This window comes from Galactobacter valiniphilus (assembly GCF_003575975.1).
Classification (GTDB): domain Bacteria; phylum Actinomycetota; class Actinomycetes; order Actinomycetales; family Micrococcaceae; genus Galactobacter; species Galactobacter valiniphilus.
In genome coordinates this window covers 95,081-107,712 of sequence record NZ_QQXK01000006.1, presented here as the reverse complement: position 1 = coordinate 107,712, position 12,632 = coordinate 95,081, and the positions used below count along the sequence as shown (strand labels likewise).

The window sequence follows — 12,632 nt, the reverse complement described above, 5'->3', positions numbered from 1 at the left end:
CCCCGCTGAATTACAGTGGGCAAGCGCACCTCCCATCGAAAGGATCGAAGCCAAGTGGAGACCAGAACCCTGCGCCTCGTGGCGATCGGCGACGAGCTGCTCGCCGGCCATGGAGACCAGCGCGCCCTGGGTTGGTTCGGGCGCGTCCTGGCCAAGACGCCGGGCGAGTCGTTGCGCCTCGATCCGTACGTGCTGGCGAGCCCGGCCGAGACCACGGAGGAGCTGGCCGAGCGCTGGCTCGTCGAGGCCCAGCGCCGCTTCGATCCGGACGGGGACAACCGCCTGGTGGTGGCGCTCTCCGGCGCCGACGAGGCGGCCGGGCTCTCGACCGCCCGCTCGCGCCTGAACCTGGCAAACATCCTCGACGCCGCCACGCAGCTGAGCCTGTCGGCGTTTGTCGTGGGCCCGCCGCCCACGCTCGACGCGAACCGCAACGCGCGCCTGGGTCAGCTTTCGGCGGCCTTCGGCGACGTGACGACGCGCCGCAATCACTTCTACGTGGACACCTTCTCGCCGCTGGAGCATCACGAGCAGTGGCGCGCGGACCTCGCGGCGCACGACGGCATCCCGGCCCAGCAGGGCCACGGGCTCATGGCTTGGCTCGTGTTGCACCGCGGTTGGTACCCGTGGCTCGGGGTGGCCGCCCCCACCGCCTAAGGGCGGGACAAGAACTCCCCGTTCTTCCTCACCGCGGCCCCGGCCGGCGCGCCGTCGCGTGCGATCGGGCGCTCACGCGCGTGAGAGGATGGGTCAGGAGAGTCGCCGCATCGCGTCGGCGAGAGGAACGCCGCACAAGTGAGGAGTCAACCATGAGCAAGCGCGCACGCAAGCGTCGCAGCCGTAAGCACGGCGGTGCCAACCACGGCAAGCGTCCCAACGCCTGAGACACGGCTGGTAGATGCACCACGGCCGGCGTCCCCCTCGAGGGGGACGCCGGCCGTTGTCGTTGGCTGGGCGCCTGCCAGGCAGTGCACGACGGCGCGTGGGCGCCTCGGGCACGCCGGCTCAGTGGGCGGAGCTCGAGTGGCTTCCCTCGATGCGGATCTGATCGATCCTCACCATGATGCGCGTCTTCAAATCCTGCGGGGCGGGCTCGGAGCAGCTGCGGCGCACCACGGAGCGGATGATGCACTCGAGGTCATACTCGGCGCTGCACTCCGGGCACGTGCTCAGGTGGTCCTGCACGTTGCACAGATCCTCCCTGGACAGCGCACCGTCCAGGTACTCGTAGATGCGTTCGAGGCGCGCGGAGGCGCAGTCCCCGAGTTCGAAACAGTCCTCGCTCATTTCTCCTGCTCCTGTCCGCGGCCCTTGGTCGACACGCCGCGATCGGCGGCGTAGTCGGCCAGCAGCTCGCGCAACTGTTTGCGGCCGCGATGCAGTCGCGACATGACGGTGCCGATGGGGATGTCCAAGATCTCCGCGGCTTCCTTGTAGGCAAAACCCTCGACGTCCACGAAGTAGACCGCCAGGCGGAACTCCTCCGGGATGGACTGCAGGGCGCGTTTCACGTCCGAGTCCGGGAGGTGGTCGAGGGCCTGGGCCTCGGCGGAGCGCAGCGCGGGATCCCCGTGCTCCACGGCGCCGCCGAGCTGCCAATCCTCCACCTGCTCGGTGCTCGAGCGCTTCGGCTCGCGCTGACGCTTGCGGTAGAGGTTGATGTACGTGTTGGTCAGGATGCGGTACAGCCAGGCCTTGAGATTGGTTCCCGGCTTGTACTGGTGGAACGACGCGTACGCCTTGGCGTAGGCCTCCTGCACCAGATCCTCGGCGTCGGCCGCGTCCCGCGCCATGCGCAGGGCGGCCGAGTAGAGCTGATCCACATACTGCATGGCGTCGCGCTCGAAACGGGCGCGACGCTGCTCTTCGGTCTCCGTCGCGACGTCGACCGTGGCGTCGTCGGTGCTGTTGCTGCTCATCGCGCGCCAGTCTACGTGTCCCTCGGCACGGGGCAGGGCGGCGGGCTCGGCCAGCAGCATCGGCATAGTCTGTGACGCGTCCTTTCGGTGGGCCTGCTCCGGCGGCTGCCGCAGCCGCCGCCCTGGGGTGGGCGGCCTTCACGTATCGCCTCTTGAAACGCCGCGGGCCGGGGGCCTATTCCCCGCCGTGGGACAATGGAGGGAAGGAAGACCCCGGTAAGGGGTCCCGTAGACCTGGAGGACGCATGACGCTCATCCGCACCATTGCCCGACCGCTGCTGGCGGCCCCCTTCGTGCTGGGCGGCCTGTCCCGCCTGCGTGCGCCGGAGTCGAGCGCCGCGGCGCTGCGACCGCTGCTGGCCAAGGCCTCCCGCTCCGTTCCCGCCCTGCAGGGCCTGAGCGATCGACCGGAACTCGTGGCCCGCGCCATCGGCGGGGTGCAGGTCGGCGCCGGCGCCCTCCTCGCGCTCGGCCGCCTCCCGCGCATCTCCTCCGCGCTCATCGTCGCCTCCCAGGCGCTCACGCTCGCCAGCGATCGACCCTCCGCCGAGTCCTCGCGCGGCGACCGCATCGCGTCCCTGGCCACGCAGGCCGGGCTGACCGGCGGCGCTCTGCTCGCCGCGGTGGACACGAACGGCAAGCCGTCGCTGGTGTGGCGCGCCAAGGACGCCGGGGCGCGCGGGCAGAAGTTCCTCGCCAAGGAAACCCGCAAGGCAAAGAAGGCGCTGGCCTGAACCTCATGACGCAGCACTGGAGCGCCCCCCTCTCCCCCGGACGCCTCGACGCCACCGTCGAGCTGCCCGGATCGAAGTCCCTCACCAACCGGCACCTCTTGCTCGCCGCGCTGGCCGGGGAGCCCACTCAGCTCACGGCCCCGCTCGATTCGCGCGACACGCGCCTCATGGCGGCCGCGTTGCGCACCCTCGGCGCCGAGGTCGACACGGAGGGGACCACGAACTCCGGCGCCCCGCTCTGGCGCGTCATGCCGCTCCAGCCGGGCGGCACCGCCTCGGCGGAGCCCCTGGACATCGACTGCGGCCTGGCCGGGACCGTCATGCGCTTCGTGCCCGCCGTCGCTGCCCTGCTGCGCACCCCCGTCCGCTTCAACGGTGACGCGGCCGCCCGCCGTCGTCCCATGGGCCCCGTCGTCGAGGCCCTGCGCCAGCTCGGCGCCACGATCGAGGGCGGCGAGGACGGCTTCCTGCCCTTCACCGTGACGGGCAACGAGTCCGTCACGGGCGGCGAGATTTCGATCGACGCCTCGGGCAGCAGCCAGTTTGTCTCGGCCCTCCTGCTCTCCGCCGCGCGCCTGCCGCTCGGCCTCACGGTGCGCCACACGGGTGCCAGCCTGCCGAGCCCCCAGCACATCGAGATGACCCTCGAGGTGCTGCGCGCCGCCGGCGTGCCCGCCTCCACCGGTGCCGACGGCCGCTCCTGGAGCGTCGGCGCCGCCGTGCCGGCCCCCGGCGACGTCGTCGTGGAGCCGGACCTCTCGAACGCCGGCCCCTTCCTGGCCGCCGCGCTCGTGTGCGGCGGCACCGTGCGCGTGCCGCGTTGGCCCGCCCGGACCACGCAGATCGGCGCCCTGTGGCGCGAGCTGCTCCCCGCCATGGGCGCCACCGTTGAGCTCGGCGCCGACGCCGTCCTGTCCGTCACGGGCTACGGCACCCCGCGCGGCATCGACGCGGCCGACACGGGCGAACTGGCCCCCACCCTCGCTGCGCTCTGCGCCGTCTCCGAGGGGCCGAGCCGCCTGACGGGCATCGCCCACCTGCGCGGCCACGAGACCGACCGCCTCGCGGCGCTCGTCGCCGAGTTCACGCGCATCGGCGTGCCGGCGAGCGAGCTGGCCGACGGCGTGCAGATCAGACCCGTGCCGGGCTCCGCCCACGGCGCGGTCTGGGAGAGCTACGAGGACCACCGCATGGCCACGGCCGGCGCCATCGTGGGCCTCGCCGTGCCCGGCATCGAGGTCGAGAACGTCGAGACCACCGCCAAGACGCTCCCCGAGTTCACGCGGATGTGGGAGGCGATGCTCGCCACGGCGACGCCGCCCGCCCCCGGCGGGCACGCGCCGTCGAACGCTGCACCGAACGAGGAGGCACACGCGTGAGCGGGCGCCAGTGGGATGAGTCGGATGTCCGCATCCGCCCCAACAAGAAGGGCTCGCGCCCGCGCACCAAGGACCGCCCCAAGCACGAAGACGCGACCATCGGCCGCGTGATCGGCGTGGACCGCGGCCGCTACACCACCGTGGTGGACGAGGGGACCAAGACCGAGCGGACGGTCCTGGCCATGCGCGCCCGCGAGCTGCGCCGCCAGGCCGTGGTGCCGGGCGATCGCGTCGCCCTCGTCGGCGACATCTCCGGCGGACAGGACGCCCTCGCGCGCCTCGTGCGCATCGAGGAGCGCTCCACCCTGCTGCGCCGCAGCGCCGACGACACCGACCCCGTGGAGCGCGCCGTCGTGGCCAACGCCGACCAGGTCGTGGTCGTCGTCGCGGCCGCCGATCCCGAGCCGCGCCCCGGTTTCATCGACCGCACGCTCGTGGCCGCGCACGACGCCGGCATCACGCCCGTCCTCGTCATCACGAAGGCCGATCTGCGCGAGCCGACCGACCTGCTGGAGACCTACGTCCCGCTGGGCCTCGACGTCGTCGTCTCCCGCGCCGGGACCGGCGAGATCGACGAGAACGGCTCGTTGCCCGTGGACGAGGAGGCCCTCTCCACGCTGCACGGGCTCCTGGACGGCCACGTCTCCGCCCTGCTCGGCCACTCCGGCGTGGGCAAGTCCACGCTCGTCAACGCGCTCACGGGCGCCGGGCGTGCCACGGGCGGCGTCAACAAGGTGACGGGCCGCGGCCGCCACACCTCCTCCTCCGCCATCGCGCTCAAGGTCCCCGAGTCCCCCACCGGAACCTGGGTCGTCGACACCCCCGGCGTGCGCTCCTTCGGCCTCGCCCACGTCGACGAGCAGGGCGTCGTCGACGCCTTCGAGGACCTCGTGCCCGCCACGGCCGAGTGCGCGCGCGGCTGCACCCACGCCGTTGACGCGCCGGGCTGCGCCTTGGATGCCTGGGTTGAGGAGGGCAAGGCCGGGCCGCACGGCGCCGACCGCCTCGCCTCCCTGCGCAAGCTGCTCGCCTCGCGCGTCGAGGCGAGCGAGGACGTCAAGGAACTGGGAGAACACGGGGCCTGAGCGCCGCCGCCGGTAGGGTTGTGACCATGACGCGCCACAGCGATGACCTGCACCTGGCCCACCTCATGGCCGAGGCGGTGGACGAGCTCACGCTCTCCCGCTTCCACGCCGCCGATCTCGCGGTGGAGACCAAGCCGGACCTCACCCCCGTCACCGACGCCGACAAGCGCGCCGAGGAGTCCATCCTCGGCCACCTGGAGCGCGCCCGCCCGCGCGACGCCGTCTTCGGCGAGGAGTTCGGCACGAGCGGCTCGGGCGATCGCATGTGGATCATCGACCCCATCGACGGCACCAAGAACTTCGTGCGCGGCGTGCCCGTGTGGGCCACGCTCATCGCCCTCGTGGAGGACGGCGAGGTGGTCATCGGCACGGTCTCGGCGCCCGCCCTGGGCCGGCGCTGGTGGGCCATGAAGGACGGCGGCTCCTACACTGGCCGCTCCCTGGCGCAGGCCCGCCGCCTGCAGGTCTCGCAGGTCTCGCGGCTCGAGGACGCCTCGCTGTCCATCTCCTCCCTCACGGGCTGGAAGGACCGGGGCTGGCGCGAGGGCATGCTGGAGCTCCAGGACACCGTGTGGCGCACGCGCGGCTACGGCGACTTCTTCTCCTACACGCTCGCGGCCGAGGGCGCGGTGGACATCGCGTGCGAGCCCGAGCTGAACCTCTACGACATGGCAGCTCTGGTCCCGATCGTCACCGAGGCGGGCGGCCGCTTCACCTCCCTGCAGGGCGAGGAGGGCCCGTGGGGCGGCAACGCCCTCGTGACCAACTCGCTCCTGCACGAGCAGGTGCTCGACGTGCTCGGCACGCGCGACGCCGAGAAGTCCCCCACCCCGCTGCCCGGCGCGCGGGGCTGATCACCACGGCCGGCACCACCAAGACCGCCGCCTCCGCCGCGCGCTACGGCGCCGTGGCGGCTGGCGGCTTTCTTGGTGCGCTCGCGCGCTACCTCTCGACGGCGGGGCTGTCGGCCTCGGGGGCGGAACTGGCCACCGCGGCCATCAACGTGGCCGGTGCGCTGGCGCTTGGGCTGCTCACGGGCCTGTGGTCCCGCGGGCGCGGGCCAGGCAGCCGCCGTGACTGGGTGCGCGCCGGCCTCGGGCCCGGCGTCCTGGGCGGCTTCACGACCTTCTCGGCGATCGCCGTGGCCTTCGCCGACCCCTTCCGCCCCTGGGTGGCGCTGGCCCAGGCCCTGCTCGGTGTCTGCGCAGCGCTGCTGGGCCTGTGGCTCGGCGGGCGCGTCCCCTCGCGTGAGCGGGGCGCCGCATGAGCGCGCTGGGCATGGCCCTCGCCGTGGGGGCGGCGGGTGCCGTGGGCGCCCTCGCCCGCGTGCTGCTCGACGACGCGTGGTTGGCCTATCGGGCCGGGCGCGCCAGCCGCGCCGGGGACCCCGCCGGCTCCGGCCGCGTCGCCGGGCTGGCCGGGTGGCCGTGGCCGCTGCTCATCGTGAACGTGGTGGGATCGTTCGTGCTGGGGTGGGTCCACGGGGCGTTGCCCGCCGGGTCCGCGTGGGCCACGGTGATCGGAGCCGGCTGGTGCGGCGGGCTCACGACCTTCTCCACGTGGGCCGTCGTGGCGGCCGGGGCCCTGAAGGAACGGCGCTGGGCTCGCGCCGCGACCGTGCTCCTGGGGCACCTCGTGCTGGGTCTGTGCGCCGCGGCGCTGGGCCTGACCCTCGCCGGCGCCTGAGAGCGCCGATGCCGGGCCGGGGCGGGGCCTGAGCGCATCCTCGGGGCTGCGACTCGGCCGCGGTGCCCCCTTCGCGGTGTCTGGGTCTCAGGCGGGGCCGAAGAGGCCGAGGGCGCGCCCCGCGCCGAGCGGGCCCTCGAGCAGATCGAAGGTGCCCATCCCCGTCTCCAGGTTGACCCACACCACGGGTCCGGGCGACGGCGTCGCTTCCCCGGCTCCCAGGGTGCGAGCCTCCACCCGGGGCAGCCCGGGCACGCGGCGGCTCATGAGGTTCACCGCCGCGCACGGACGGTCGAGGTCGGTGATCTCCACCACGTCCTCTCCGGCAAAGCGCAGTTGTTCCCCGTCCCCGACCGTGTGCAGCCGCCCCTCGACGCTCAGGCGCACGCGACCGCCCACGGGCGTGAAGGTGCGCTCAAGGCCGGGCAGCACCGAGAACTCGGCCGGAAACTCGAGGGAGGCGACGCTCAGGCGCCAGGGCGCCACGCCGGCCAGCAACGGCGCCGACTCCTCGAAGCCGATCACCTCGGTCGTGGAACCGGCGCGGTTGGCCCAGAGCTGGGCGGGCAGGAGGCGGAAGGTCTTGAGGACACGCCGCCCCTCGGCTGGGTGTTCCACGGCTCAGCGCCCGCGGCGCAGGAGCACCAGGTTGGCGATGAGCACGAGCGCGCCGAGGCCGCCCAGGATCGCGCCGAGCGCCACCTGGTAGCGGAAGAGGAAGAGGGAGGCGCCCAGGAGGCCGAAGCCGACGACGATGGGCAGGATCGTCATGAGGGTGCTGCGCGAGGGGTTCATGGCTTCATTCCACCACAGGCACGCCGAGACGGTGGCGTTCGTCACGGGCGATCAGCCGGCAAACACGCGACCGGATGGACTGTCAGGGCGCCGAAGAACAATCAAGTTGTCACTCGAGATGAAAGCGGAACCATGCAGGATCACAAAAATGTTCAGGAAGCTCCGGACCCGCGAGCACCGCGTCGCCCGGCGCGCCTCCGGCTGCTGAGCGTCGCCCTCGCCGTTCTCGCGGCCGTCCTCCAAACGACGGTGGCCCACAACGCCGTTTCATGGAGCGCCGCCGTCGTCATGGCCCTGGCCGCCGCGGTGCAGCTGGGATTCCTGATGGTGGACACCCGGCGCGGACGCTGAATGCCGCCCGCCGGGGCGGCGACGGGGAAAGCACGAAGGGCCCCGGATCCTCGCGGATCCGGGGCCCTTCGGCTACGGGAAGTGGAGATGGGGGGAATTGAACCCCCGTCCGATGTGGTGTTGCCAGGTCTTCTCCGGGCGCAGTCCAAAAGGAAGTTTCTCAGCCCCAAGAGCCATCACTTGGACAAGTGGCTCGTACTTCCGGGCTCAGTCGCAGAAAAAGTCCCGAGCACCCCTGCGACGCAGGTACTCAGCAGTGGCTATCTAGCTGACGCTAGCATCCCCCGCGATAGCAGCGGAGGGCTAACGGACCGTCTGGCTGCAATCAGGCAGCGAGAGCGAAGTCAGTGCGCTTGGATTCGGCACTTATTGGTTTGCAGAGAGCGTTCACAAGATGACTCTGCATCCTTGGCCCGCTTCTCCTGTCGCGACTCACATCGTCGAAACCGATCATCCCCGTATTGAATTTCCAAGACCCCTCGAGAGGGGAATCCGCCCGCCCGGCGAACCGGATGGGTACAAAGAGTATAACCCCGCTCCCCCACACTTCATTCCCCTCGCTGGGGAAGCCCACGCGGACGGGCCGGCGTCCTACTCGGCGTCTGAGCCGCGATTGCGGGCCCGCATGGCGCGCTGCGCCTCGCGGTTGTCCTGCTTCTCGCGCAGCGTCTGGCGCTTGTCGTACTCGCGCTTGCCTCGCGCCACCGCGATCTGCAGCTTGGCGCGCCCGTCCTTGAAGTACAGGGACAGCGGCACGATCGTCAGGCCCGATTCCTCGGACTTGCGCTGGATCTTGTTGAGCTCGTCGCGGTGCAGCAGCAGCTTGCGGCGGCGGCGCGCGGCGTGGTTGGTCCAGGAGCCGTTGAGGTACTCCGGGATGTAGACGCCCTCGACATAGAGCTCGTCACGGTAGAACGTGCAGAAGCCGTCGATGAGCGAGGCCTTGCCCTCGCGCAGCGACTTCACCTCGGTGCCCGTGAGCACCATGCCCGCCTCGTATTCATCCAGCAGGGCGTAGTCGTGACGCGCCTTGCGGTTGCTCGCGACGACCTTGTTGCGGGAGTCGTCGTCCTTCTTCTTTCCCATGGCTTTCCTCCTCTCCATGCCGTGGTTTCCGCGCTCGGCGCGGAAGCATCCATCCTACTCACCTTCGCCGCGCCGCCGGGGCAGTGCCGCGCGGGCGCGCCAGACGAGGGCCCCACAGCGCGACGGCGGCGGCGCACCTTTTGGTGCGCCGCCGCCGTCGCGCTCTGGCTGGTGCTGTTCCCTTTAGTGCAGCAGGCGAGCCGGGTTCACCGTGGAGCCGTCCACGACCGTCTCGAAGTGCAGGTGGCAGCCGGTCGAGTTGCCCGTGGTGCCCACGTAGCCGATCACCTGGCCCTGCTTGACCTTCTGGCCCACGCGCACCGCCACCCGCGACATGTGGTTGTAGTTGGTCGTGAGCGCGTGCCCCTTGGTGATCTTATGGTCGATCGACACGATCTGGCCGTGCGTTCCCTTCCACCCTGCCCACTCGACCGTGCCGGCGGCGGCGGCCTTGATGGGCAGGCCGCAGCGCCCGCCGAAGCCCCAGTCGAGGCCGGCGTGCACGTAGCCTCCGGCCCCTCCGTAGTCGATGGTGCCGGCCGGCGTGGGGCGCCAGCCGTAGCCCGAGGTGATGTAGCCAGCCGGGTCCGCGGGAACGATGAGGCCCCACGAGGACTCATTGTACGAGCCCGACGGCGTGGCATCGTCCTTGGCGGCGCTGGCGTTCGTCTCGGCGGCGTCTGCCTCCGCGGCGAGCTTGGCGGCGTTTGCAGCCTTCTTCTTCGCCGCCGCCTGAGCAGCCTTGCGCTTGGCAGCGGCCTCCGCCGCCGCCTTCTTGGCGCGCGCCTCCGCCTCGCGCTTGAGGCGCTCCTGGCGCTCCTTGATCTGCGCGTTGACGTCCGCTTGGTCCTTCTTCTGCTGCTCCAGCTTGCCCTGTACGTCGGCGATCTGGTCCTTGAGCGTGCCCTGCGCGCTCGCGGTGTCCGCCAGGATCTTGTCGACCTCGTCCTTCGCGGCCTGGGCCGTGTCGCGGGCGCTCTTCTGCTGGGCCAGTGCCTGCTCGGCCTGGGACTTCAGATCGGCGATCTGTTCCTCCACGGCCTTGAGGCGCGCGGCGTCGTTGGCGTCCTGGGCCTGTTGCTCGCGCAGCGTCCCGATGGTCTTGTTCTGCGCCTGCATGACGCGGCTCGCGATCTCAAGCGAGCCGGCCACGACCTGCGGATCCTCGCCGGAGAAGAGCACGTCGAGATTGCCGCTCACGGACGAGGCACCGCCCGTGCGGTAGGCGTTGGCCGCGATCTGGCCGACCATGGCCTGCGCGTCCGTTCCCCGCTGGGCGCGCTTGGCGCGGGCCTCGGAGAGTTCGGTGCGCGAGGCCTGCGCCTCGGACAGCCGCGCCTGCAGGGCCTCGACCTTGGAGCGCGCCGTGGTGACGGCGGCCTCCGCGGCGGCGAGGCGCTGCTGCGCGGCGGGGAGCTTGTCCTGGTATTCCTTGAGCTTCTTGGCCGCGGCGGCGAGCGTCGAGTTCAGGTCCTCGAGATCCTCCTCGGATCCCTGGATCTGCTGCTCGATCTGGTCCTTCTTGTCATCGAGTTTGTCGGCGTGCACAGGCGTGATGCCCAGGCCCAAGCCGAAGACGCTCACGAGGGCGCCGGTCAGGACGGCACGGGCCAACGGGTGGCGGGTGGTCTCACTCACGGGTGCTTCCTTTCCCCCGGTACCGCGCGAACGGCACCGGGATTGCTACCTGGACTGGCTGGACAGGGTCAGACCTTCAGGTAGCGCCTCAAGGTTAGCAGGGACGAGCCCCACGCCAAGAGAACTCCCACTATCAGCAGCCCGGGGGCCACCCAGAGCATCTCGCTCGGATCGATAAAGGCCATGTTGAGGTTCTGCTGGGCCAGCCGATCCTGGACCACAAATTGGAGCACTGCCCAGAGCACACCGGAAGCCAGAATCGCGCCAATCGCCGAGGCAATCACGCCCTCAAGCACAAACGGCGTCTGGATGACGGCCTTCGAGGCGCCAACGAGGCGCATGATGCCCGTCTCCCTGCGGCGCGTGAACGCCGAGAGCCGGATGGTCGTGGCCACCAGCAGCACGGCGCAGACCAGCATCACCGCGGCGATGATGACCGCCACGAGCGAGGCCGTGTTGATGATGCCGAAGACCGTGTTGAGGTACTGGCGCTGGTCAACGACCGTGTCCACGCCCGGGAGCGAGGAGAAGCGTTCGTTGATCACGTCGTACTTCTCGGGGTCCACGAGCTTGACGCGGAAGGAGGCGGGCAGCTGCTCGGGCTTGACCGAGTCGGCCATCGAGCGATTGCCGAACTGCTCCTGGAAGTTCTTGTACGCGTCCTCCTGCGACTCGTACTGGAAGGACTCGACGTAGGGCTTGAGCTCGGCGGAGTTGAGCACCTCCTCGATGCCCTTGGTCTGCTCGGCGGTGGCCGCCGCGTACTTGCCGTCGCCTCCCACGGCGCAATTGGCCGTCTCGGGGTTGGGCGAGCAGAGGTAGATGGCGACCTGCACCTTGTCGTACCAGTAGCCCTTCATCTTGCCCACCTGCGACTGCAGCAGCGCGGCGGAGCCGACGAAGGTCAGCGAGACGAAGGTGACCAGGATGACCGAGACCACCATGGAGAGATTGCGGCGCAGCCCCGAGGCGATCTCGGAGAGCATGAACGAGAGCTTCACAGCTCATCCTCCTCGGAGTCGAACGGGGCGATGGCCTGGCCGGCGGAGGGCAGCACGAGACGGTCCCCCACCGCGTGGTACTCGCCGCCGCGCTCGTCGCGGATGACCTTGCCGTGGTCCAGCTCGATGACGCGCTTGCGCATGCGGTTCACGATCTCGTCGTCGTGCGTGGCCATGACCACGGTCGTGCCGTTCTGGTTGATCGTCTCGAGGATCTCCATGATCCCGCGGCTCGTCTCGGGGTCGAGGTTGCCCGTGGGCTCGTCGGCCAGGAGGATCGCCGGGCGGTTCACGACGGCGCGGGCGATCGCCACGCGCTGCTGCTCGCCGCCGGAGAGCTCGTGCGGAAGGCGGCCGGCCTTCTCGCGCAGCCCCACGGTCTCCAGGACCTGCGGGACGGTCTCCTTGATCATGGCGCGGGACTTGCCGATCACCTGCATGGCGAAGGCGACGTTTGCGAACACGGTCTTCTGCGGCAGCAGGCGGAAGTCCTGGAACACCACGCCGATGTTGCGGCGCAGGCGCGGCACCTTCCACGAGGCCAGCGCGTCGACGTTCGTGCCGGCGACGTGCACGGAGCCGCGCGTGGCGCGCTCCTCGCGCAGGACCAGCCGGATGAAGGTTGACTTGCCGGAGCCGGAGGCGCCCACGAGGAAGGCAAAGTCGCCGCGGTCCACCTCGAGGTCGACGCCGTTGAGCGCCGGCTTGTCCGGGGCGTCGTAGACCTTGGTGACATGGTCGAATCTGATCATGGGAGCCACACTCCCGCACCGGCCGCCGGCGCGCGACATGATGGTGCGGCGGGTCGGGGAAGAGAGGCGCCGGCCCTCGTCACTCTAGTGGCCGGCCGTAATCCGCCCGTGACCATTGGGGTGCGTGTCGGCTCCGCCTCGCTGTGAATTGCCCGACGTCGAGTGGGGCCCGGGCGTCTCCCCGCGCCCTGGGCGCGGGGAGACGC

17 protein-coding genes and 1 other RNA gene are annotated in these 12,632 nt (G+C 70.9%); 9 read left to right on the top strand and 9 right to left on the bottom strand.

The window, feature by feature from the left end:
- Window positions 1–54 precede the first annotated feature (54 nt).
- A complete protein-coding gene (locus DWB68_RS04445; RefSeq protein WP_119423941.1) occupies window positions 55–657 on the top strand; it encodes a GDSL-type esterase/lipase family protein in 603 nt (200 codons plus the stop codon).
- Window positions 658–809: 152 nt separating this feature from the next.
- Window positions 810–884 carry a 50S ribosomal protein bL37 gene (locus DWB68_RS17230; protein ID WP_121484249.1) on the top strand — a complete coding sequence of 25 codons (75 nt, stop codon included), beginning with the start codon at window positions 810–812 and terminating at the stop codon, window positions 882–884.
- A 121-nt stretch (window positions 885–1,005) separates the two neighbouring features.
- On the opposite strand, the gene rsrA is transcribed toward DWB68_RS17230, so the two are convergent.
- Together rsrA and DWB68_RS04430 are read right to left on the bottom strand one after the other, a co-directional pair.
- Entirely contained in the window at window positions 1,006–1,287 is a 282-nt protein-coding gene (rsrA, locus tag DWB68_RS04435; protein ID WP_119423939.1) for a mycothiol system anti-sigma-R factor, read from the bottom strand.
- Window positions 1,284–1,919 (bottom strand): sigma-70 family RNA polymerase sigma factor, encoded by a 636-nt coding sequence (locus tag DWB68_RS04430; RefSeq protein WP_199700375.1) that lies wholly within the window; start codon window positions 1,917–1,919, stop codon window positions 1,284–1,286. The genes rsrA and DWB68_RS04430 overlap by 4 nt, the downstream gene beginning before the upstream one ends.
- A gap of 245 nt (window positions 1,920–2,164) precedes the next feature.
- On the opposite strand from DWB68_RS04430, the gene DWB68_RS04425 reads away from it, so the two are divergent.
- Genes DWB68_RS04425 through DWB68_RS04400 form a run of 6 tightly spaced genes read left to right on the top strand, consistent with a single transcriptional unit; the run spans window position 2,165 to window position 6,803 of the window.
- The gene (locus DWB68_RS04425; RefSeq protein ID WP_119423937.1) at window positions 2,165–2,653 is read left to right on the top strand and encodes a DoxX family protein; all 489 of its coding nucleotides are present in this window, start codon (window positions 2,165–2,167) and stop codon (window positions 2,651–2,653) included.
- A gap of 5 nt (window positions 2,654–2,658) precedes the next feature.
- Entirely contained in the window at window positions 2,659–4,032 is a 1,374-nt protein-coding gene (aroA, locus tag DWB68_RS04420; protein ID WP_119423936.1) for a 3-phosphoshikimate 1-carboxyvinyltransferase, read from the top strand.
- On the top strand, window positions 4,029–5,117 hold the full coding sequence (gene rsgA, locus DWB68_RS04415) for a ribosome small subunit-dependent GTPase A (RefSeq protein ID WP_119423935.1): 1,089 nt from the start codon (window positions 4,029–4,031) through the stop codon (window positions 5,115–5,117). The genes aroA and rsgA overlap by 4 nt, the downstream gene beginning before the upstream one ends.
- Window positions 5,118–5,143: 26 nt before the next feature.
- Window positions 5,144–5,971, top strand: coding sequence for a histidinol-phosphatase (gene hisN, locus DWB68_RS04410; RefSeq protein WP_119423934.1), 828 nt, complete (start codon window positions 5,144–5,146; stop codon window positions 5,969–5,971).
- A gap of 53 nt (window positions 5,972–6,024) precedes the next feature.
- The gene (locus DWB68_RS04405; protein ID WP_158588204.1) at window positions 6,025–6,384 is read left to right on the top strand and encodes a CrcB family protein; all 360 of its coding nucleotides are present in this window, start codon (window positions 6,025–6,027) and stop codon (window positions 6,382–6,384) included.
- Window positions 6,381–6,803: a fluoride efflux transporter FluC gene (locus tag DWB68_RS04400; RefSeq protein ID WP_119423932.1), complete on the top strand. Its 423-nt coding sequence runs from the start codon at window positions 6,381–6,383 to the stop codon at window positions 6,801–6,803. The genes DWB68_RS04405 and DWB68_RS04400 overlap by 4 nt, the downstream gene beginning before the upstream one ends.
- Before the next feature lie 87 nt (window positions 6,804–6,890).
- Here the strand turns inward: DWB68_RS04400 and DWB68_RS04395 are convergent, their stop codons facing one another.
- Entirely contained in the window at window positions 6,891–7,421 is a 531-nt protein-coding gene (locus tag DWB68_RS04395) for a HutD family protein (RefSeq protein ID WP_119423931.1), read from the bottom strand.
- A 3-nt stretch (window positions 7,422–7,424) separates the two neighbouring features.
- Window positions 7,425–7,643, bottom strand: a complete 219-nt coding sequence (locus DWB68_RS15925; protein WP_147391573.1) for a hypothetical protein — start codon at window positions 7,641–7,643, stop codon at window positions 7,425–7,427.
- Between the two features lie 87 nt (window positions 7,644–7,730).
- Between DWB68_RS15925 and DWB68_RS04390 the strand changes: the two genes are divergently transcribed.
- A complete protein-coding gene (locus DWB68_RS04390) occupies window positions 7,731–7,949 on the top strand; it encodes a hypothetical protein (protein WP_119423930.1) in 219 nt (72 codons plus the stop codon).
- A 79-nt stretch (window positions 7,950–8,028) separates the two neighbouring features.
- On the opposite strand, the gene ssrA is transcribed toward DWB68_RS04390, so the two are convergent.
- From ssrA to ftsE, 5 genes are all read right to left on the bottom strand, one after another.
- Window positions 8,029–8,407: a transfer-messenger RNA gene (gene ssrA / locus DWB68_RS04385) on the bottom strand.
- 133 nt (window positions 8,408–8,540) lie between these two features.
- Window positions 8,541–9,035, bottom strand: a complete 495-nt coding sequence (gene smpB, locus DWB68_RS04380) for an SsrA-binding protein SmpB (RefSeq protein ID WP_119423929.1) — start codon at window positions 9,033–9,035, stop codon at window positions 8,541–8,543.
- Window positions 9,036–9,218: 183 nt separating this feature from the next.
- On the bottom strand, window positions 9,219–10,673 hold the full coding sequence (locus tag DWB68_RS04375; protein WP_119423928.1) for a M23 family metallopeptidase: 1,455 nt from the start codon (window positions 10,671–10,673) through the stop codon (window positions 9,219–9,221).
- Between the two features lie 68 nt (window positions 10,674–10,741).
- Window positions 10,742–11,674, bottom strand: coding sequence for a permease-like cell division protein FtsX (gene ftsX / locus DWB68_RS04370; protein WP_119423927.1), 933 nt, complete (start codon window positions 11,672–11,674; stop codon window positions 10,742–10,744).
- The gene (gene ftsE, locus DWB68_RS04365) at window positions 11,671–12,426 is read right to left on the bottom strand and encodes a cell division ATP-binding protein FtsE (RefSeq protein WP_119423926.1); all 756 of its coding nucleotides are present in this window, start codon (window positions 12,424–12,426) and stop codon (window positions 11,671–11,673) included. Before ftsE ends, ftsX begins: the two co-directional genes overlap by 4 nt.
- Between the last annotated feature and the right edge of the window lie 206 nt (window positions 12,427–12,632).